This is a genomic window from Aquimarina sp. BL5, assembly GCF_003443675.1.
Classification (GTDB): Bacteria; Bacteroidota; Bacteroidia; order Flavobacteriales; family Flavobacteriaceae; genus Aquimarina.
The window spans coordinates 4,490,139-4,509,451 of the sequence record NZ_CP031963.1 but is presented as its reverse complement, the minus strand read 5'-3'; the positions used below and the strand labels follow the sequence as shown (position 1 = coordinate 4,509,451).

At 33.4% G+C, this 19,313-nt stretch carries 19 protein-coding genes; 9 read left to right on the top strand and 10 right to left on the bottom strand.

Features of this window, described 5'->3' with window-relative positions; genetic code table 11:
• Positions 1 to 122 precede the first annotated feature (122 nt).
• The 4 genes from D1818_RS18730 to D1818_RS18715 all read left to right on the top strand — a co-directional run bounded on the left by D1818_RS18730 (position 123) and on the right by D1818_RS18715 (position 6,120).
• Entirely contained in the window at positions 123 to 2,612 is a 2,490-nt protein-coding gene (locus D1818_RS18730) for a zinc-dependent metalloprotease (RefSeq protein WP_118460647.1), read from the top strand.
• 151 nt (positions 2,613 to 2,763) lie between these two features.
• Positions 2,764 to 3,177 (top strand): hypothetical protein, encoded by a 414-nt coding sequence (locus D1818_RS18725; protein ID WP_118460644.1) that lies wholly within the window; start codon positions 2,764 to 2,766, stop codon positions 3,175 to 3,177.
• Positions 3,178 to 3,381: 204 nt separating this feature from the next.
• Positions 3,382 to 3,933, top strand: a complete 552-nt coding sequence (locus tag D1818_RS18720) for a GNAT family N-acetyltransferase (protein ID WP_118460642.1) — start codon at positions 3,382 to 3,384, stop codon at positions 3,931 to 3,933.
• A gap of 210 nt (positions 3,934 to 4,143) precedes the next feature.
• Positions 4,144 to 6,120 carry a tetratricopeptide repeat-containing sensor histidine kinase gene (locus tag D1818_RS18715; protein ID WP_118460640.1) on the top strand — a complete coding sequence of 659 codons (1,977 nt, stop codon included), beginning with the start codon at positions 4,144 to 4,146 and terminating at the stop codon, positions 6,118 to 6,120.
• Positions 6,121 to 6,218: 98 nt separating this feature from the next.
• Here the strand turns inward: D1818_RS18715 and hemL are convergent, their stop codons facing one another.
• The 3 genes from hemL to D1818_RS18700 are packed head-to-tail and all read right to left on the bottom strand — an operon-like array spanning position 6,219 to position 9,321.
• On the bottom strand, positions 6,219 to 7,505 hold the full coding sequence (gene hemL, locus D1818_RS18710; RefSeq protein WP_118460638.1) for a glutamate-1-semialdehyde 2,1-aminomutase: 1,287 nt from the start codon (positions 7,503 to 7,505) through the stop codon (positions 6,219 to 6,221).
• A 6-nt stretch (positions 7,506 to 7,511) separates the two neighbouring features.
• Positions 7,512 to 8,378 (bottom strand): glucosaminidase domain-containing protein, encoded by an 867-nt coding sequence (locus D1818_RS18705; protein ID WP_118460636.1) that lies wholly within the window; start codon positions 8,376 to 8,378, stop codon positions 7,512 to 7,514.
• A gap of 1 nt (position 8,379) precedes the next feature.
• Entirely contained in the window at positions 8,380 to 9,321 is a 942-nt protein-coding gene (locus D1818_RS18700; RefSeq protein WP_118460634.1) for a 1-aminocyclopropane-1-carboxylate deaminase/D-cysteine desulfhydrase, read from the bottom strand.
• 398 nt (positions 9,322 to 9,719) lie between these two features.
• Here D1818_RS18700 and D1818_RS18695 point away from each other — a divergent pair, with 398 nt between their 5' ends.
• Positions 9,720 to 10,604 carry a polysaccharide lyase family 7 protein gene (locus D1818_RS18695; RefSeq protein ID WP_118460632.1) on the top strand — a complete coding sequence of 295 codons (885 nt, stop codon included), beginning with the start codon at positions 9,720 to 9,722 and terminating at the stop codon, positions 10,602 to 10,604.
• Positions 10,605 to 10,669: 65 nt separating this feature from the next.
• Here the strand turns inward: D1818_RS18695 and D1818_RS18690 are convergent, their stop codons facing one another.
• Positions 10,670 to 10,996 carry a hypothetical protein gene (locus tag D1818_RS18690; RefSeq protein ID WP_118460629.1) on the bottom strand — a complete coding sequence of 109 codons (327 nt, stop codon included), beginning with the start codon at positions 10,994 to 10,996 and terminating at the stop codon, positions 10,670 to 10,672.
• 28 nt (positions 10,997 to 11,024) lie between these two features.
• On the opposite strand from D1818_RS18690, the gene D1818_RS18685 reads away from it, so the two are divergent.
• The 4 genes from D1818_RS18685 to D1818_RS18670 all read left to right on the top strand — a co-directional run bounded on the left by D1818_RS18685 (position 11,025) and on the right by D1818_RS18670 (position 13,726).
• Positions 11,025 to 11,195, top strand: coding sequence for a DUF5522 domain-containing protein (locus tag D1818_RS18685; RefSeq protein ID WP_158597013.1), 171 nt, complete (start codon positions 11,025 to 11,027; stop codon positions 11,193 to 11,195).
• 80 nt (positions 11,196 to 11,275) lie between these two features.
• Positions 11,276 to 11,806, top strand: coding sequence for a DUF4136 domain-containing protein (locus D1818_RS18680; RefSeq protein ID WP_118460625.1), 531 nt, complete (start codon positions 11,276 to 11,278; stop codon positions 11,804 to 11,806).
• Positions 11,807 to 11,898: 92 nt separating this feature from the next.
• Positions 11,899 to 12,504 (top strand): DUF4230 domain-containing protein, encoded by a 606-nt coding sequence (locus tag D1818_RS18675; protein ID WP_118460623.1) that lies wholly within the window; start codon positions 11,899 to 11,901, stop codon positions 12,502 to 12,504.
• 94 nt (positions 12,505 to 12,598) lie between these two features.
• A complete protein-coding gene (locus tag D1818_RS18670; RefSeq protein ID WP_118460621.1) occupies positions 12,599 to 13,726 on the top strand; it encodes a T9SS type A sorting domain-containing protein in 1,128 nt (375 codons plus the stop codon).
• On the opposite strand, the gene D1818_RS18665 is transcribed toward D1818_RS18670, so the two are convergent.
• From D1818_RS18665 to D1818_RS18640, 6 genes are read right to left on the bottom strand one after another with little or no spacing between them, the layout of a single operon-like run.
• A complete protein-coding gene (locus tag D1818_RS18665; RefSeq protein WP_118460619.1) occupies positions 13,727 to 14,260 on the bottom strand; it encodes a DUF2867 domain-containing protein in 534 nt (177 codons plus the stop codon).
• Position 14,261: 1 nt separating this feature from the next.
• Positions 14,262 to 15,140 (bottom strand): ABC transporter ATP-binding protein, encoded by an 879-nt coding sequence (locus D1818_RS18660; protein WP_118460617.1) that lies wholly within the window; start codon positions 15,138 to 15,140, stop codon positions 14,262 to 14,264.
• Positions 15,137 to 15,808 (bottom strand): molybdate ABC transporter permease subunit, encoded by a 672-nt coding sequence (modB, locus tag D1818_RS18655; RefSeq protein ID WP_118463932.1) that lies wholly within the window; start codon positions 15,806 to 15,808, stop codon positions 15,137 to 15,139. The genes D1818_RS18660 and modB overlap by 4 nt, the downstream gene beginning before the upstream one ends.
• Positions 15,808 to 16,209, bottom strand: coding sequence for a molybdopterin-binding protein (locus D1818_RS18650; RefSeq protein WP_118460615.1), 402 nt, complete (start codon positions 16,207 to 16,209; stop codon positions 15,808 to 15,810). The genes modB and D1818_RS18650 overlap by 1 nt, the downstream gene beginning before the upstream one ends.
• On the bottom strand, positions 16,209 to 16,976 hold the full coding sequence (gene modA, locus D1818_RS18645; protein ID WP_118460613.1) for a molybdate ABC transporter substrate-binding protein: 768 nt from the start codon (positions 16,974 to 16,976) through the stop codon (positions 16,209 to 16,211). The genes D1818_RS18650 and modA overlap by 1 nt, the downstream gene beginning before the upstream one ends.
• Before the next feature lie 6 nt (positions 16,977 to 16,982).
• Positions 16,983 to 19,268, bottom strand: coding sequence for an aminotransferase class III-fold pyridoxal phosphate-dependent enzyme (locus D1818_RS18640; RefSeq protein WP_118460611.1), 2,286 nt, complete (start codon positions 19,266 to 19,268; stop codon positions 16,983 to 16,985).
• Positions 19,269 to 19,313 lie beyond the last annotated feature (45 nt).

Sequence of the window (19,313 nt, the reverse complement as noted above, 5' to 3'; positions counted from 1 at the left end):
ATTCTTATAAGATTATGCTTTTCAATGCTTAAAACACTAAACATCTGACGTATAGGTTTTAACTTTCCTTTCACTTATAACCCATATGTATTTCTTTATCTTCGGCCGATAAAAAATAACTCATGCGCAAAAGTACTCTATATCTATTACTAATAGTAGTAGTTACATTTTCTAGTTGTTCTGCTTTTCAGAATAAAAAAGGAAAAACTCCTGCAACTGCAGGAGCAAAAAAACCTGGCAAAGACAAAAATGCTATCAAACCATATAGTGAAGTCATTACCAAAAAAGCAAAAAGTGATCCAGGGCTTTTTACAGTTCATAACATAGAAGACAAATACTTTTATGAAATACCAGATTCTTTGTTCAACAGAGAAATGTTAATGGTTACAAGAATTGCTAAAACCGCCACAGGAATTGGTTTTGGTGGTGGCAAACAAAATACACAAGTACTTAGATGGCAAAGAAAAAACAAACAAGTATTACTTCGCGTTGTATCTCATCAGATATATGCTGCTGATTCTTTACCTATTCATGAGGCCGTTGAGAATTCGAATTTCGAACCTGTATTGTTTTCGTTTCCTATAAAAGCATTTCATAAAGATTCTGTTAATAACGCCACGGTTATTGATGTCACAGATTTATTTAAAAAAGATGTGAAAGCACTTGGTTTCCCTGCTTCCAGAAGAAAAAGATACAAGATTACACGATTAGATGCTAGCTTGTCGTATATAGATTCTATTAGAAGTTACCCTCTTAATATAGAAACACGACATGTAAAAACATATAACGCTGGAGAGCCTCCTTCTAATGCAAGTACAGGAACAATTTCTTTAGAAATGAGTAATTCTATGATTTTACTTCCAGAAACACCTATGAAACGTAGAATATTTGATCAACGTGTTGGATGGTTTGCTAGAGGTCAAACGGATTATGGACTAGAGGCACAAGAAAGTAAAACGATACGATATTTAGATCGATGGAGACTAGAAGTACGAGATGAAGATGTTGAAAAATTTAATACTGGAGAGTTAGTAGTTCCTAAAAAACAGATTATTTACTATATCGATCGAGCTACACCAGAAAAATGGAGAAAATATATTAAACAAGGTATAGAAGACTGGCAAGTAGCTTTTGAAAAAGCTGGTTTTAAAAAAGCAATCATTGCCAAAGATCCTCCTACCAAAGAAGAAGATCCAGATTGGAGTCCTGAAGATGCACGCTACTCAGTTGTTCGTTATTTAGCTTCTCCAATACCAAATGCTAATGGGCCGCACGTAAGTGATCCAAGATCAGGAGAAATTCTAGAAAGTGATATTAACTGGTATCATAATGTAATGTCGTTATTACGTAACTGGTTTTTTGTGCAAACAGCAGCGATCAATCCAGATGCGCAAGGAGTAGCTTTTAAAGACGAAGTTATGGGGAGGTTAATTAGATTTGTATCTTCTCATGAAGTTGGTCATACACTAGGATTACCACATAATATGGGAAGCAGTGTTGCATATCCCGTAGAATCACTTCGTGATCCTGAGTTTACTAAAAAATATGGAACAGCCCCATCCATTATGGATTATGCTCGTTTCAATTACATAGCACAACCAGGTGATGGCGATGTAGCACTCATGCCAGAAATAGGAATCTACGATAAACATGCCATTAGATGGGGGTATCGTCCAATTCTTGGAACTACAGCAGAAGAAGAAAAGAAAACCTTAGATAGCTGGATTCTAAAACATGCCGATGATCCTAAATACCGTTTTGGTAGACAACAATTTGGAGTAATAGATCCTAGTTCACAAACAGAAGATCTTGGCGACGATGCCGTAAAAGCAAGTACTTATGGTATTGCCAATCTAAAAAGGATTGTACCTAATCTAATAAAATGGACCGCAGAAGATGGAAAAAACTATGATGATCTAGAAACCATGTATGGTCAGGTTCTAAACCAATTTAACAGATACATGGGACACGTTGCGTCTAACATAGGTGGTGTATACGAATACTACAAAACCTACGATCAAGAAGGTGCCGTATATACGCATGTAACTAAGGAAAACCAAAAACGTGCCATGGCATTTCTACAAGAGCAGTTGTTTTCTACTCCAGATTGGTTATTAGACAGTACTATTTTTAATAAAATAGAATCTGCCGGTAGTGTGGAACGTGTAAGAGGATTTCAGACCAGAACATTAAACAATTTACTTGATCAGGGTAGAATGGCGCGATTAATAGAAAACGAAGCTATCAATAACAAGGATGCTTATAACCTGATTGATATGATGACAGAACTAAGATCAGGCATCTGGAGTGAGTTACGAAAAGGTACTGTAATTGATGTATATCGTCGTAATCTTCAGCGAGCATATATCGAAAGGTTAGAATTTTTAATGACAAAGGAACAAGCGCCAATACCACCAAATTTTAGACGTTTTGTAAGACGAACTAATGTAAACGTTTCACAAAGTGATATTCGACCAATTGTTAGAGCAGAACTAAAAAACCTACAGCGAGATCTCAGAAATGCTATAGGTAGAACAGCAGACCGAATGACACGTTATCACTTACAAGATGCTGCAGAGAGAATTTCATTAATACTTGATCCAAAAAAATAACGGAATAATCTCCGTACTATATTTTATACAAAAACCACGATACCCAATGTCGTGGTTTTTTATATTGAGAATTTTTAGTTTCTTTAAAAAAAACATTAATCGTAAATTATATGTTTACATACAATTACAATTCGCTACAAAAGACCATTGAATGTCTAAGACTAATTTAGCCAATACAAAACAAGGGAAACAGATTACTGAATTGAGGAATCAATTGGAGAAATCAGGGTGGACAATAATTGAAGAAATTGAAAGAGAGTTTAAAGGAAAACCTAGATGGGAATTAAATGATAAAACACCTAATCTAATATACTCTTGGTCAATTCGTAGAAATCCTGTTTATGAACCAATTTGGTTAGATTTTATAGCTTGGTGGGATTATATGACCTACGAAACTTACATAAATGATTGTACACATTGCATAATTAGAAATACCGAAATACAATTAGACTTTAATAAAGATAGGAACTTAAGGAATGAAAATATCAAATTGGACTGGAAAAATAATCTTAAAAACTTTGTGCACAAACTAAATGGAATTGAAAAAAACAAAAAGAGTATATAACGCTATATACAGCAGATAAGGAGATTTAAGTTAATTCGAAAGATGGTTGTTTATTGACAAAGTCGCGAAATCTTTTGATCTAGAACTTCTTTTATTATATATTTTAGTAATTGTAGTTCTTAGGTAGGTATTAAATAAGAAAAACAAAAGTAATCACTTGTTTCCTGCCCGACTTGACACATATTAAACATTATAAGCAATAAAATGAAGACCTTAATTGAAACAGAAAGACTATTGTTAAGAAGAATTACTCTGGATGATAAGGAGAAACTATTTAGGTTGTATTCTGATCCAGATGTACAAAAATATACTGGGGAACCTGTGGTTGAATCTATCGAAGAAATAGAAAAGGCAATACAGATAAGAATTAACGATTATGATAAGTATGGATACGGAAGATGGGCTACTGTTCTAAAGAATGGGATGCAATTTGTAGGTTGGGCCGGTTTAGCCTATTTACCAGAATTTGATGAAATTGACCTTGGTTATAGATTCTTGCCTGAATTTTGGGGATCGGGTATTGCAACAGAAGCATCTCAGGCAATTTTGACTTACGGATTTGATAAACTCAAATTAAAAAAGATAATTGCAATTGCAATGAAAGAAAATAAAGCATCAATCAGAGTGATGGAAAAAATTGGCATGGAATTCGACAAGTTTGCTCCGTATGAACCTGGGAGTGAAGATGCCGTATGGTATTGGTGCGACCAAAAGCTTATATCAAAACATAATACATCTACTGAATATACTAAATAGATTATAATCAATAAAATATTGATTACACGCACGTTAATTTCTGCAAGTAAACTCTACTATTAAAATCCGAAAAACATATCAATTACGGCAAAACCATAAAAAACAACATATTTTAGAAAGAATAGTACTACAAATAAATAGTTAATAAGTAAAATATTAGTATTTTGCGGATCTAAATTGCATTTAATCTGTTTTCCCAAAATAGAATATATGAAAAAAACTACTCTTATCGTTGGCCTACTTATGCTATTATGTTATTCTGGATTTTCGCAAAACAAATCTTTGGATAGTATACTTCCTACAATTAAAACACAGAAAGATTCTGTTGTTTTTGATAACGCCATGAAACATTTTAAAAAACTTTGGTTAACAGGAAAGTATGAGACAGCATTATCTTATGAGAATAAACTACTATCTATTTCTAAGAAAATACAGTATAACAAAGGAATTGGTGATGTATATACCCAAATTGGAAATGTTTATAATTATACGCAGCAGCATATAAAAGCATTTCATAATTATGACAAAGCCATTATTTATTATAAAATAGCAAACTACCCGAGAGGCCTAGCCATCATAAATAATAATAAATCAACAATAGAACAAGGAAGAGGAAACTCAGAACAAGCAATACATTATATCCTAAAAGCTAACTTATATTTTGAAAGAATAAAAGACGGTTTAGTTTTATCTAGTACCTATAATAACATGGCTAATATCTACTCGGATATAGATAAATTAGAACTGGCAGAAAAATATTATAAAAAATCAATTGCTCTAAAAAAGCAACACAATTCAAAAAAACTAGGAGCGTCCCTTAATAATTTAGCTTTAGTCTACATTGCACAGAAAAGAATAGATAGTGCAGAAATATTGACTAAAGAATCCTTAAAGATTAGTAAACAAAATAATAGTACATTAAGTGAGTCTTTAGCATATAACAGACTTGCATCTTTAGCATTGGATAAAAGAGAATACCAAAAATCCAAAAAATACTATGACTCTTCGTATTACGCCGCTCTAAGAGCACAAAACAATAAAGTTGCTGCAAATACAAAACAACAATTAGGTTTAATCGCAATCAGAACAGAAAAATATGAAGAAGCAGAACGTCTATTGACAGAAGCGCGCAAAGAATTAATAAAGCTAAAAACTACCCCTTTATTACTTACTAATTATAAATATTCTGCAACATTAGATTCTGCAAGAGGTAATTTTACAAAAGCATTCGCATGGCAAAAGAAATATCAGGAGATAGCAGATCAAAATTCATCTGATGAAACTACAGAAAAAATCACACAAGCAGAAGCTCGTTTCAAATCTGAACTAGAACAACTAAAACTTCTGGAAGAACAGAAAAAAAGAGAACTACAAACAAAAGAAGAATTATATAGGTATCGAATATTTACTTTTATAAGTTTAGGCGTTTCGATTCTCATATTCATCTTTTTAATTTTCATCATAAAAACACGTAAAGAAAGAAAAAGATACATAAAAGAATTGAACGAGTCTAATCAGGTGAAAAACAAACTATTCTCGATCATCTCTCATGATCTAAAAAATGAGATTCACGGTCTTGATGGCACATTAAATTTATTAAAAGAAGATGCTATATCTACAGAAGAGTTTCAGGAAATTATTCCCTTGCTTGCAAACAAAACACATCAAACTTCGATTATGTTGAATAATTTGCTGAACTGGTCTAAATCACAAATGAAAGAGTTGAATGCAAAACCAACTGAGTTTAATATCAAAGATGTAATCCATAGCAAATTTACCTTTTTCGAACCTAAAGCAGAGCTTAAGGATATTAAACTGGAGAATCAACTAGATTCTACAATGGTGTTTGCTGACAAAGACATGTTTTCCATCGTATCACAAAACCTAATAGCGAATGCTATTAAATTTTGTAAACCTGGAGATTCTATTACCTTACACTCTGAAGAAAAGGAAAAACATTATGAGATTTGTTTTCAGGATACTGGAGTCGGGATACCTCAGGAAAATCTGGGAAGACTTTTTTCAGAAGATACTTTTACCACGGAGGGTACCCAACAAGAAACAGGAACTGGACTTGGCTTAAAAATTTGCAAGGAACTTATAGAGCTAAATAAAGGTGAGATAAAGGTGAAAAGTATCCTTGGCGAAGGAAGTACTTTTTGTATTACATTACCAAAGGCATCTTAAAAAGGAAAGTTCAAAAAAACTTTATAAGCAAAAGTTTACTTCTAATCCCAAAAAGATATATACAAAAGTCGATCTAGACTGGATCGGCTTTTAAGTTTTTATAAATTTTCTGCAGTGATAGAAACTGCTTTTATAGTGTCATCAAGATCATCATAGGTAAGAGCTTCTGTAATGAACCAGGTTTCAAAAGCACTTGGTGCAATATAAATCCCTTGATCCAGCATTCCGTGAAAGAATTTCTTAAAAGTTTCATTATTACCTTCTGCAGCGCTTTCGAAATCAACAACAGGATTTTCAGAAAAATGAACTGAGATCATGGATCCAATTCTATTGATGGTATGTACTACTTTTTTCTCTTCTAGAACCTTAGCAATTCCCTTATGTAAATATTCGGTCTTCTTATCTATACTATCAAAAATCCCCGAATTATCATTCAACTCACTTAACATAGCTAATCCTGCCGCCATGGCTAAAGGATTACCACTTAATGTTCCTGCTTGATAAACCGGACCTAAGGGAGCCAAATGATTCATAATCTCTTCTCTTGCAGCAAAAGCTCCCACGGGAAGTCCTCCTCCGATGACTTTACCAAAAGTAACGATATCGGCATCTACCCCTAACAATTCCTGTACTCCTCCTTTTGCTAACCTAAATCCTGTCATTACTTCGTCAAAAATCAACAAAATATCGTGAGCATCACAAAGAGACCTTAATCCTTCTAAAAAACCCTTAACCGGTGGAATACATCCCATATTACCAGCAACAGGTTCTATAATGATACAAGCAATCTCTCCTTTATTAGATTTAATAATACTTTCTACATTTTCCAGATCATTATATCTCGCAAGTAAGGTGTCTTTTGCTGTTCCTTCAGTAACACCTGGACTATTAGGACTGCCAAAAGTTACTGCGCCACTACCCGCTTGAATCAGAAAAGAATCACTATGTCCGTGGTAACAACCTGCAAACTTGATGATCTTATCTTTTTTTGTATAACCGCGAGCCAATCTCACGGCACTCATACAGGCTTCTGTACCAGAATTCACAAACCGTATTTTATCAATATTAGGAACCATCGATACCGCTAATTCTGCAATCTTAGTTTCAATTTCGGTTGGCATTCCAAAACTGGTTCCTTTTTTGGCTTTTTCGATGACAGCATTCACCACTGGCGGATGTGCATGTCCTAGAATCATTGGTCCCCAGGAATTAATGTAATCGATCAGCTGATTTCCATCTTCGTCATACAAATAGGCACCTTTTGCCTCTTTTACAAAAATTGGATCTCCTCCTACCGCTTTAAACGCACGTACTGGTGAGTTAACTCCTCCAGGAATTACTTTTTGAGCCTCTGCAAAAAGAGCACTACTTCTTTTATAAATCATATTGGATTAAAATTCTTCAGAATCATCATCAGGTTCTTCTACTTTTAGAACTTGTCCGATGGCAATTGCATTATCTTTTAAATTATTATACGCCTTAAGCTCAGCAACTCTAATATTATATCTTTTGGATATGGAATATAAGGTATCTCCTTTCTGAACAATATATTCTCCTTTTTCTGTTTTAGCAACCACTGGCTTTTTTTCCTTTTTTGATTTTTTGGCTACATATTTTTTTCCTAAAACCTCAGCATCATACTTATCTAACTTATATCTTTCTACAATACTTATAAGTTTAGCCGGATACTTTTTATCTGTAGCATATCCAGCTGCACGCAATCCATATGCCCAAGATTTATAATCATCTTGTTTATATGTAAACAGCTTCGCATAACGCTTTCTGTTTTTTAGAAATAAAGAATGATCTCTAAACGAATGACTTGCCTTTTCGTATTTCCTAAAACATTCCTGAGAACGATCATCATCGTGATATACTCTATCTCCAGTCCAGTCGTGGCATTTTATTCCAAAATGATTATTAGCTTTTCCGGTGAGTTCACCATAACCAGCTCCGGACTCCAAGATACCCTGAGCTAATGTGATACTCGCTGGGATGCCATACTCAGTCATCTCATGCTTCGCAATACTTGCATATTCAAATATGTAATTCTGAACCTTTTCCTTATAGGAAATCGTATTAAGTGGTTTTTTGATTTCTTTTTTGGGCTCCTTGATTTCCTTTACTTCTCTACTTATCTCCGTTTTTCTTGAAGAAGGAGTATTGTCCCTTCTGGTAGTTGCTACCTTTTTACTACCACCACAAGAAATCAAAAGTGCAGTGACACAAAACAACATTATAATTTTCCTCACGTTCATATCAAATTGTAATAAGCGGGAGCTTCTTTTTACTTAGCTTTTTATTCATACCCAAAATACCTTGTAAACCTCCAGTATGAATGGCTAAAATACGAGTATTTTTTGTAAAAGCCCCGTTCTGAATACTATCAAAAAGACCATATAACATCTTTCCAGTATAAATAGGATCTAATGCTATATTTTGTTCTTGTTTGAATGTATTGATAAACTCTATTAACGTTGTATTTATTTTACCATATCCGCCAAAATGATAATCTTTTGCTAAACTCCAATTAGTTTTACTTGTATACTTTTCAATTTCTTCGGAAAGAAAATCTCCTTTTAAAGCAGGAAATCCAATTACATGTTGATGCCCTAAACTTGAATTAATAATTCCAGAAATTGTTCCACCAGTTCCCACGGCACAGCATACATAGTCAAACATCTCGTCTTTGGATGTTAGAATTTCTTCACATCCTTGTATTGCTAAATCATTGGTTCCTCCTTCCGGAATACAATAAAACAAACCAAATTCCTTTTTTAATGATTCCAAAAAGTGTTCCGATCTTTTTTGTTTGTAATCATTTCTGCTAACAAATTTTAATTTCATACCATTTATAGAAGCAAATCTAAGTGTATCATTTTCTAATAACGTACGATCTAAATCTTTTGCTAACTCATCACCTCTGATCACTCCAATAGTTTGTAATCCAACTAATTTCCCAGCAGAAGCAGTAGCTGCAATATGATTACTATAAGCTCCACCAAATGTAAGAATGGTATCACAACCGTTTCTCTTAGCTTCCAGTAAATTATATTTTAATTTTCTAAACTTATTACCAGAAACGTATTCATGAATAAGATCTTCACGTTTTATATAAAGTGATACTCCGGACTCCGTTAAAGTAGGATGAATGATCTCTTGATTTTTAGACACTAACAATTCAGAAGAAAAAAAATGCATGTAACGGTTTTATACAAAGTTGTGCAAAATTACGATTATTAATTCTATACAGGAATGCTAAGTTTTTGGACATTAATTATATCAAAATAATTAACTGAAAATGAAAATTTTATAAAAACCACAATTCCCAATCCGATAGGTTTTACAAAAAAAGCGATAAAAAAAACACTAAATCAAGGTTCATCTTTATAAAATTTCATTTTTTAACATTTTACGCTTTCGCCATAAAAAACGTTCTTAGATACTATATTCTAAGGCAATCATTGAATGTTCAAAATTTAAACACAAGGTCTTGAAAATATCAAATTATTATTTTTTTAGTCATTTTTCTATCAATATCATATTTTTTTATAATTATTTTTATAAATTGGTCAACCAATTCTCAAAATAATATAATTATGAAAAAAAGTACTATTTCTAAATTTTGTTATTCTTTATTAACACTAATTTTCGTTTATTCATTTGCTAGTTGTTCTAATGACTTAGCAGAGGAATTATCTTCCGAAACCGAAGAAATTAAAGACAATATTGACCAAAAACTATCTACTGGAAATTTTACTTGGAAAAACTGGTATCTATCAGTTCCAATAAACAGAGGTAACGGTAAAGCTACATCTATATATTATAAAGACTTAGAAGCTGCAAATTTTACTAATGATGAGTCTTATTATGTTAAGAAAAATAGCAACGGAAGCTATACCTTCAAAACTAAATTTACCGGATACACAACATCAGGAGAATATGGACTTGACAAGAAAAAATACTGTAGAACTGAATTAAGAGAGTATTGGAGAGGAAATCAATCCACTTCTGATAACTGGTCTATGAATTCTGGTTATCACAAAATGGAGTCCAAGCTAAAAGTAGAATCTATTGGAGGTAACAAAAGAACATTTGTAGCACAGATACACGGATATGGCGGTAACAGTCCTGCTACTGTAAAAGTGGCTTGGGACAAGGGAAAAATTAAACTAGAATACTACGTAAAACCAACAAATGGAAGAACAGATTGGACTAGTAAAGACATTGTAAAAAAAGACCTAGGATATGTGGGACACGATATATTTACGATTTATCTAGAAATCAAGGACGGAAGGTTACGTACGAAACTATACTGTTCTGCCCTAGGGATTAATACTGGATATGTAACACAATATGACTATGATGCGAATGGTTATACTTATGATAACTACTTTAAAACTGGTAACTATTTTAACTGGAATAAAGATTATAACGCCACGTCCACTGTTAGAATATACGGAGTAAAGACCACACATTATTAATTGTGTGTTCCTAATAAATAATTTGAATTACCTGCTTGAAAATATTTTCAACAGGTTTTTTTAATTCATAAGTACTTAATAAAACTCCAAAATTTTCGATGCTTTAGATAAGAAAGTTCAGTTTCCATCTCATATGCCTCCCTCTCAAAAGAAATATTGCGATACGCTTTTTTTGAGTTTCGATATTGAATTAAACGAATTAGATACTCAGTTAGGTATACAAAATAAAATGGAATTACCAGTAGTTCTAACTGTTGTTTTAAATGAATTTTTTCGTGGTTTATAAAAACTTCATCTCTCTTTAGACGATGATCTTTTACCACAATAAATGGCCAAAGTGCGATTCCCACAAAATGACGACCTATCAAATATTTGTTAACTACAATTGGCATCTTAGCGCAAGATAGTATTTTTGTAGCGATGAACAACCCAAAAAAAATACTAAAACCTGAGGAAGGAGACTACTATCTTACTCCTGAAGGGTACCGCTGTTTTACAGAACAATACCACTTAAAAAGAGGATATTGCTGTGAGAGCGGTTGCAGGCATTGTCCTTATGGCTATGATAAAAAGACAAACAAGTATACTTAGAGCAGTTTTTATAGCACTCATGGTATGATTATTGTGCCTGTTTATTAAAAAATATTGTTGAACACACAAAATACCGGATTATGAAATTTTACTCTCTATTATCGCTGATCCTTATTATAACCCTTAGCTCCTGTTCCAGTGTTCGGGTAGCTTCTGATTATGATAAACAAGCTAATTTTAATACTTACAAAAGCTATGCCTTTTTTAAACCAGGAATTGATAAAGCCGAAATTAGCGATCTGGACAAAAAACGTATTCTAAGAGCTATAGAGGCGGATATGGCCGCTAAAGGATTTACAAAATCCGAAAAACCAGACTTATTAGTAAGTATCTTTACTAAAACTAAAGAAAACATAAACATTTATCAAAATAACTTTGGATTTGGTTACGGATGGGGATGGAATCCTTGGTTTTGGGGAGCAGGACAAAATACTGTGTCTAGAACCACCGAAGGCACCTTATACATTGACTTGATAGATGCTTCAAAAAAAGAATTGATTTGGCAAGGTATGGGAACGGCTGCTTTAACAAAAAAAGTAGACAAAAAACAGCAAAACATGAATAAAATTGTCACTGAGATACTAGAAAAATATCCGCCCGAAATTAAATAATTACTGTAATACTTAATAACGCCATAGCCTTTCTGTTAATAGATAGGCTATTTTTTTTACGTACATTTATAGTAAACTTGACCAATAAAAATATGCGTAATTTTCTTCTAGGTGCATTAATTGCTGCATTCATTGCTTTAGGAATTAACTATCTTATCACTCAGTCTAAAACTCAAAAAACTGAAATACAGTCCTCTGATCTTATTTTAGATCAAATAAAAAATGTGGGCAAGCTAGTAGTTACCGAAGGGCACTTCTCTGAAGTTATTACGTATAAAGATGCCAAAAAATATTATTTAGATATCCTTAAGGCAGAGAAAAAAGCTATTGTTGTCGTTAATGCTAGTGTAACGGTTTCTTATGATTTAAGTAAAATTGAACACACTTTAGACCAATCTAATAAAACAGTTACGATAACCAACATTCCGGAAGCTGAAATCAATATAAACCCAGATATTAAATATCACGATCTGGAAGAAGATTTTTTTAATCAATTTAATCCTGAAGACCATAACCTTATTCGGAAAGAGGTTATTCACCAACTTAATAAAAAGATAGCAGCTTCTACCCTAAAAACAAATGCTGAAAACAGATTGATTAGTGAGCTTCAGAAAATATATATACTTACAAATTCCTTAGGCTGGAAATTGGTTTACAAGGGTAATTCAATTACTGATTCTGAACAGTTATTGCTCTAACACAAAGAAATACTGCCCTTTTGGGGTGGGAAAACAAGTGCTTTTTATATATAACTTAGCTATAATTCATACTATAAACCAATCGATTATTTTCATGAAATCTATCCCCATGTCCCAATCCTGTATTTTTATCTTCTTATTAGTATCCAGTCAATTGATAATGGCACAAGCTCCTTACGGCAATGCTGGTGAGCATACTGCCGTTACTTTAGAAAATACATATGCCCCAAATGGGTATTACGAGTATTTACCTACTGACTTTGATCAAAGCTCGGGAAACACGTATGCGTTGGTATTGTTTTTTCATGGAAAAGGAGAAAGAGGAGACGGCAATAGTAATCTAGACAAGGTTTTAAAGCATGGTCCGCCTAAATTGATAGAAAATGGAACCGATTTTCCTGCAATAGTTATTTCTGCTCAATCTCCAAAAAACAGTGGTACTTTTAGTCCTTCGGATTTCACTAATCTGTACGAATATATAATAGCAAATTATCCTATAGATCTGAATAGAGTATACGTTACTGGTTTAAGCGCTGGTGGAGGTAGTACCTGGAATGCGTTAAGAGCGGATTATACGAAAATTGCTGCTGCAATACCCATCTGTGGTGCAGGAGGAGTAAACGATCCATCAGGTTTTTTGCAACAAACTCCTATATGGGCGCATCATAATTTTAGTGACGGAACCGTAGGAAGGGGTCAAACTATAAACAATATGAATCGAATTGCTAATACAGGTAACTCTGTTATGGAAGTATATCCATATGGTACTGGAGGGACCGTTGCAGATAGTGATTATACTATGCAATTTGATACTACAAGCAAAATCTGGTCATCTGCGATTGGAATTAATAGTCCTTCTGATAAAATGTCATTTACTTTATATCGAAATGGTGGTCACGATGCGTGGACCAAAACATATAATAATCAAGATGTGTGGGATTGGTTATTTGCGCAAAGTCTAAACACACTTAGTACAGAAGAATTTGTAACCATATCAACAAAGATTTACCCTAACCCAACCTCTGGTAATATTATAATTAAAACTCAAAAAACTTTAGAAGAAAAATTAGAAATATATGATACAGTCGGAAGGAAAATATATGATCGTATGGTAACCAACAACGAAGTAATCGATATAGCTTCTCACGGATCTGGAATATATATAGCCAAAATCATCACTTCTTTAGGTAGCCAAAATTCGTTTAAAATTGTTGTACGATAATTAAAGAGTTCTCTTTTTTACTTCTTTAATCACACTTTTTAACATAGCGGGAACTATCAGTCTATGAAATGGTTTTACTGGAAGAAAATATAATTTTCCGAACCAATTATTAAAATTTACTGTCGTAGAAATAGTAAAATCTTTCTTATCATCGATTTTCGGGCCTAATAACAGGGAAACTCTAAAATTAAGATGACTGTCATCTTCGCCTAAAATAATTTCACTATCTGATCTATCAAATACCTTAAAAATTCCAACTCTTTCCCCTATCTGTCCTTTAAAATTATTTAACAATTCTCTTTTACTCTTGGTCTTACTCCCTGTTTTTAAGCCAAAAACAGAAACAATCTTATTTCTTAAAACAAATAATTTTCCAATCCACCCTGGTGAAGCCGAAAAGAAAGTTTTAGTTATAGTGATGATATCAATAGTATTTTCTTTATCGGTAAACTCGGCTTTAAAACTATCCGAATAATCATAATTACTTTGTGAAAGTAATGATTCGCGAGGGATGCATACTTTTTGGAAGCTCATACTATTTCTCAATTTTTAGAAGAACAGGATTAAAAGCTTTGGAAGCAACAATAACCTTATCTCCAATTCTTAAATCAGTAATTTCTGATTCTTGAGCAATTACTTTTACCACATTAGTACCTATAAGCACAGTAACAATATAGACTACCTCTTCTTTTGCTATAGCAATTACCTCTCCTGTAAACTGAAACTTACCACTAAGTTGATCATTAGTAAAAATGGATAATGGGTTTCCTTGTTTACTGATTTTGCCATTCTCAAGACAGTATATTTCATCAGACATTTTCATAATCTCTCCTACATCGTGACTAACTAAAATTGTTGTGAGTTCATACTTTCTATGTACTTTTAGAATGTAATCCTGTAACTTCGTTCGCATTTTAATATCCAGCGCAGAAAGCGGTTCATCTAATAGTAAGATCTCAGGCTTACGAACCAAAGCACGCACCAATGCGACCCTTTGTTGCTGACCTCCAGATAATGTTTCAGGTTTTCTATGCTGTAATTCCTCTAACTCTACAATGGTAATCAACTCTTGGATGATACTTCTATCCTGATCTTTTTCTAGAGCGAACTCTAAGTTTTTTCGCACTGTCATATTAGGAAATAACGCATAATCCTGAAAAACGTATCCTACCCTACGTTGTTGTGGACTAACATTTATCTTTTTTTCGCTATCAAACCAAATTTTATCATCAACCACAATTTGTCCTTTATCTACTGATAATAATCCAGCTAATGTTCTAAGAGTAGATGTTTTTCCAGTACCAGAAGGGCCATATAAAGTAACAAATTGTCCCTTCTTAATATTCAGCCGAATATCAAGAAGCATCTTTCCGTTAGCGGTACTAAGTGTTTTATAAATATGAGCTTGTATCATCTCCAAAACCTTTTAAGATATCCACCATTAATCAAATACACTGATAACAATACTATAAAAGTTATGATGACTAAAATCAGGGAATACGTATGTGCATTACTATAGTTCAATGCTTCCACCTCATCATAAATCGCAATAGAAACCACTTTGGTCTTTTCTGGAATGTTCCCTCCGATCATTAAAACAACACCGAATTCTCCAACGGTATGGGCAAAAGCCAATACAATTCCTGTTAATAATGAAGGTTTTATATTTGGTAACAACACGCTAAATAGGGTTTTAATTTTGGACTTTCCTAAAACATAGGAAGCCTCTGTTAGCGAAGCAGGTAAACTAGCCAAACCCGACTGAATGGGATTAACCATAAAAGGCAAGCTATAAATAACGGATCCTATCACTAATCCGGAGAACGAAAAAATTAAACGAATTCCAAACCAATCTTGCAACCAACTACCAAAAGTATTTCCTGGACTAAAAGTCATTAACAAATAAAACCCTAGAACCGTTGGAGGTAATACCAAAGGCATACTCACTAATGTTTCTACAACCGGTTTGATTCGTGATTTAGAATGCGCTAACCAATATGCTAAAGGGATTGAAACAATCAATAGAATTATTGTAGTCACCAAAGCAAGTTTAGCCGTTAATATGATTGGGCTCCAATCCATCATTTAGAAATCATAATTTCATTCACTTTTATCATAGCGATTACTTCTTGGTTTTCTGTTAACATCATTTCATCTAGTGCTTCAGTAGCAAGAATAGCAATCATGTCTCCTATATCCGATTTCAGGATTAACTTACTTAACAGCATTCCTTTTGTAACATCCTTAATAGTAGCTTTGACTTTATTTTGAATACTTATCGAAAGGGTATCTTCCTTACTGATGATCACCTCCGTTTCTTTAAATAATACTTCTACAGCATTTTCTATCTTCAAATAAGAAGCTGTTTCTGGAGTCTCTACTATTATAGCTTTAAGTTCCACATGCTCGCTTAATCTAACCGAGACCATTGATAAACTTTCGCTTACTTTTATATCCGATATATGTCCTGAGAAAACATTCATTATTTAGTTACTAAATATCCGAAATCTTCCAGTATTTCTTTGGCTTCTTTCGAAAAAAGAAAATCATAAAACTGTTGAGCATTCTTAAAATTCCGGTTTTCTCTTTTAATCATAACAACTCCTTGTTCAATAAGCGAATACATTCTTTCATCCAATGCTATCCAGTGTCCATTGCCTTTCATTTTAGGAGATAATACGACAGATTTTGCAGTAAAACCAATCTCTGAAGACTTTGAGGTAATAAATTGATTGGTTTGTGCAATACTTTCTCCGTATACCAATTTACCTTTAACCTGATTATACATACCATTATTTTCTAACACTTCAATTGCTGCCTGACCGTAGGGTGCAGTTTTAGGGTTTGCCAAGGCAATGTGTTTGATATTTTGATCTTTTAACATTTCTATAGAAGGTTGAATATTATCATACATAGACCACAAAACCAATTGACCATACCCATAGATTTTAGGAGGACGAACAGCTAAATCGTTTGCATGAATTTCTTCTGGATACTTCATATTAGCCGAAACAAAAACATCATATGGAGCACCTTCTTTTATCTGTGCAGTCAATTTACCAGAGGAACTGATAACAAGTTCACATTGTATTCCGGTTTGTTTTGTAAATATTTTAGAAATTTCTCCTATCGCAAACTGCATATTAGCAGCTGCAGCAATCGTGATCACACCCTTTTCAGACGGTTTACATCCTAAAAGCAATAGAAGAATTATGATACTTATGGTAGTGACTACTTTTGGCTTAGGCATTTTCTTCTATTTTAAAATCATTTTTTGTGTTTGATAATACCTTTCTAATACCGCATCTATAGTATCCACAACTTCTTTGGCGTTTTCTTTTGTAAAACATAAAGGTGGCTTCGTTTTCAGCACATTATCATCAGGTCCATCCGTACTGATGAGTATGAATTTATCTCGTAATTCATTTTTAATATGGTGTGCTAATATGCTATTGGTCTCGCGATTCTTTCCTTTTATGATTTCGATTCCTAAAAACAACCCTGATCCTCGTACATCACCGATACAATCATACTTTTTCTGAAGCTCGGATAAGATGGATTTATAATAATCACCAACCTCTTTAGCATTTTCTTGTAATTTTTCTTCTTCGATTACTTCCAAAACCGATAATCCAATGGCACAGGAAACAGGGTTTCCTCCAAAAGAACTAAAAAACTCCACTCCTTTGCTGAAAGATTCGGCTATTTCATCGGTAGTAATAACTGCTCCCATTGGATGCCCATTTGCAATTGGTTTCCCGACAATAACCATATCCGGAACAACATCTTGCGCTTCAAATCCCCAAAAGTGATCTCCCAAACGACCAAAGCCTGTTTGAACCTCATCACTAATGCAAATCCCACCTTGTTTTCTAATCACCGGATATATTTCTTTTAGATATTCTTCTGCAAGAGGTACTTGTCCACCACATCCTACGACAGGTTCTGTAATAAAAGCTGCAATAGGATGATCAGTATCTTCTATTTGTTTCACTGCTTCTTCAGCATATAATTTACCTGCATTTTGTCCAGTATGTTTACCTCTGTAGGTATCCGGAATTTGAGTTTTTAGAATATATTCTTTTTGTCCTTGTCCCTTTGGGTTATTGAATTTATAATCACTGATATCAATAGAAATCTGGGTATTACCATGATATCCATGTTCCATGATCATTATTTTTTTATGTCTGGTATGTGCATACGCCATTCGCATCGCAAGATCACTAGCTGCACTTCCTGAGTTTACAAAAAACACTTTGTTGAGCGTATTTGGGAATTTTGACAACAACTTTTCGGCATAGGTAGGTAATAGATCATAAAGATATCTGGTATTCGTATTCAATTGAGCCATTTGCCTTTGACCAGCTTCCACTACTTTGGGATGTGAATGTCCGATGTGTGGAATATTATTATAAGCGTCTAAAAAGGTATTTCCATTAACATCATACATATATTGAAAAGCCGAACGATTCATAAAAATAGGTTCTTTATAGCTTAGGGATAGAATAGGGCTTATATACTGATGTCTTCTTTTTATCTCTTCTTCAGTAGATGGTATTTTATGAACCGACAATCCTATTGCTTTCCTAAATACGTTCTCTGCTCCGATTGGACTGATTCTTAACCATTTGTGCAACATCTGCCAGGCAGATTTTTCACTAACAGTAGCATATACATTATCAGAATTTATTTTTCTGGAATGCGCAGAATTACATACACTCGTGCAAAGTCTTGCGGCGATCAGGTAATACAAGATTTTAATTTCTTTTTCTTCCAAAGGAAGAACGCTGTGATACGCTTTTAGAATAATTGGTACCCAATCTAAAGGCTTTTCTTTATCATAACACGCATAGGTAATGGCAATCGCTAATTCATTGATTAAATGCGAATGTGCTAAATCTCCAAAATCGATAATTCCTGAAACTCTCTCGTTGTGAACCAAAACATTCCATTCATTGGCATCATTATGAATCACCTGTTTTCTTAATTCCGGCAATACTGGAACTACATTTTCTTCAAACTGCTGAAAAAAATAGTTTACAACATTTCTATTATGAGTATCTGGAATATCGTTAAGGAATTTTTTATTTAAATGTACATATTGAATATCCCATTCCCATTGTCTTGCTTTAAGCACATAACTATCAAATTTTTGGAATTTAATATCCATTTCAGCAAGAAAGGTTCCCAATGACGAAAATAGTTCTTCTGTAGATTCTATATCACCTAAAAATTTACCCTCCAAAAACGAAAGCATTCTACAGATAGTTTTAGATCCATCGATATGTAATACTTTTATAAAAGTACCATCTGTAAAAGGAATTGGCTTAGGAAATATATCCGTTTCTTTTTTCTGAAGGTTCAGCAATGTCTCGTTTTCTGCTTCAAGAATAGCCAGTAATTCTTTATTATAAGAATACGTTTTAAAAACATATTGCGTAGATTTAGTTTTGACAATATAATTCACATTATCATAGCCGTTTAATCTTTTAACTTCGGGCTGACCAAAAGAAAATTCAGATTCTAAGAGTTTATCTATCATTGTGTGAATGAGAAAAATGTTCCTTGGATATCTATTTTAGAATCC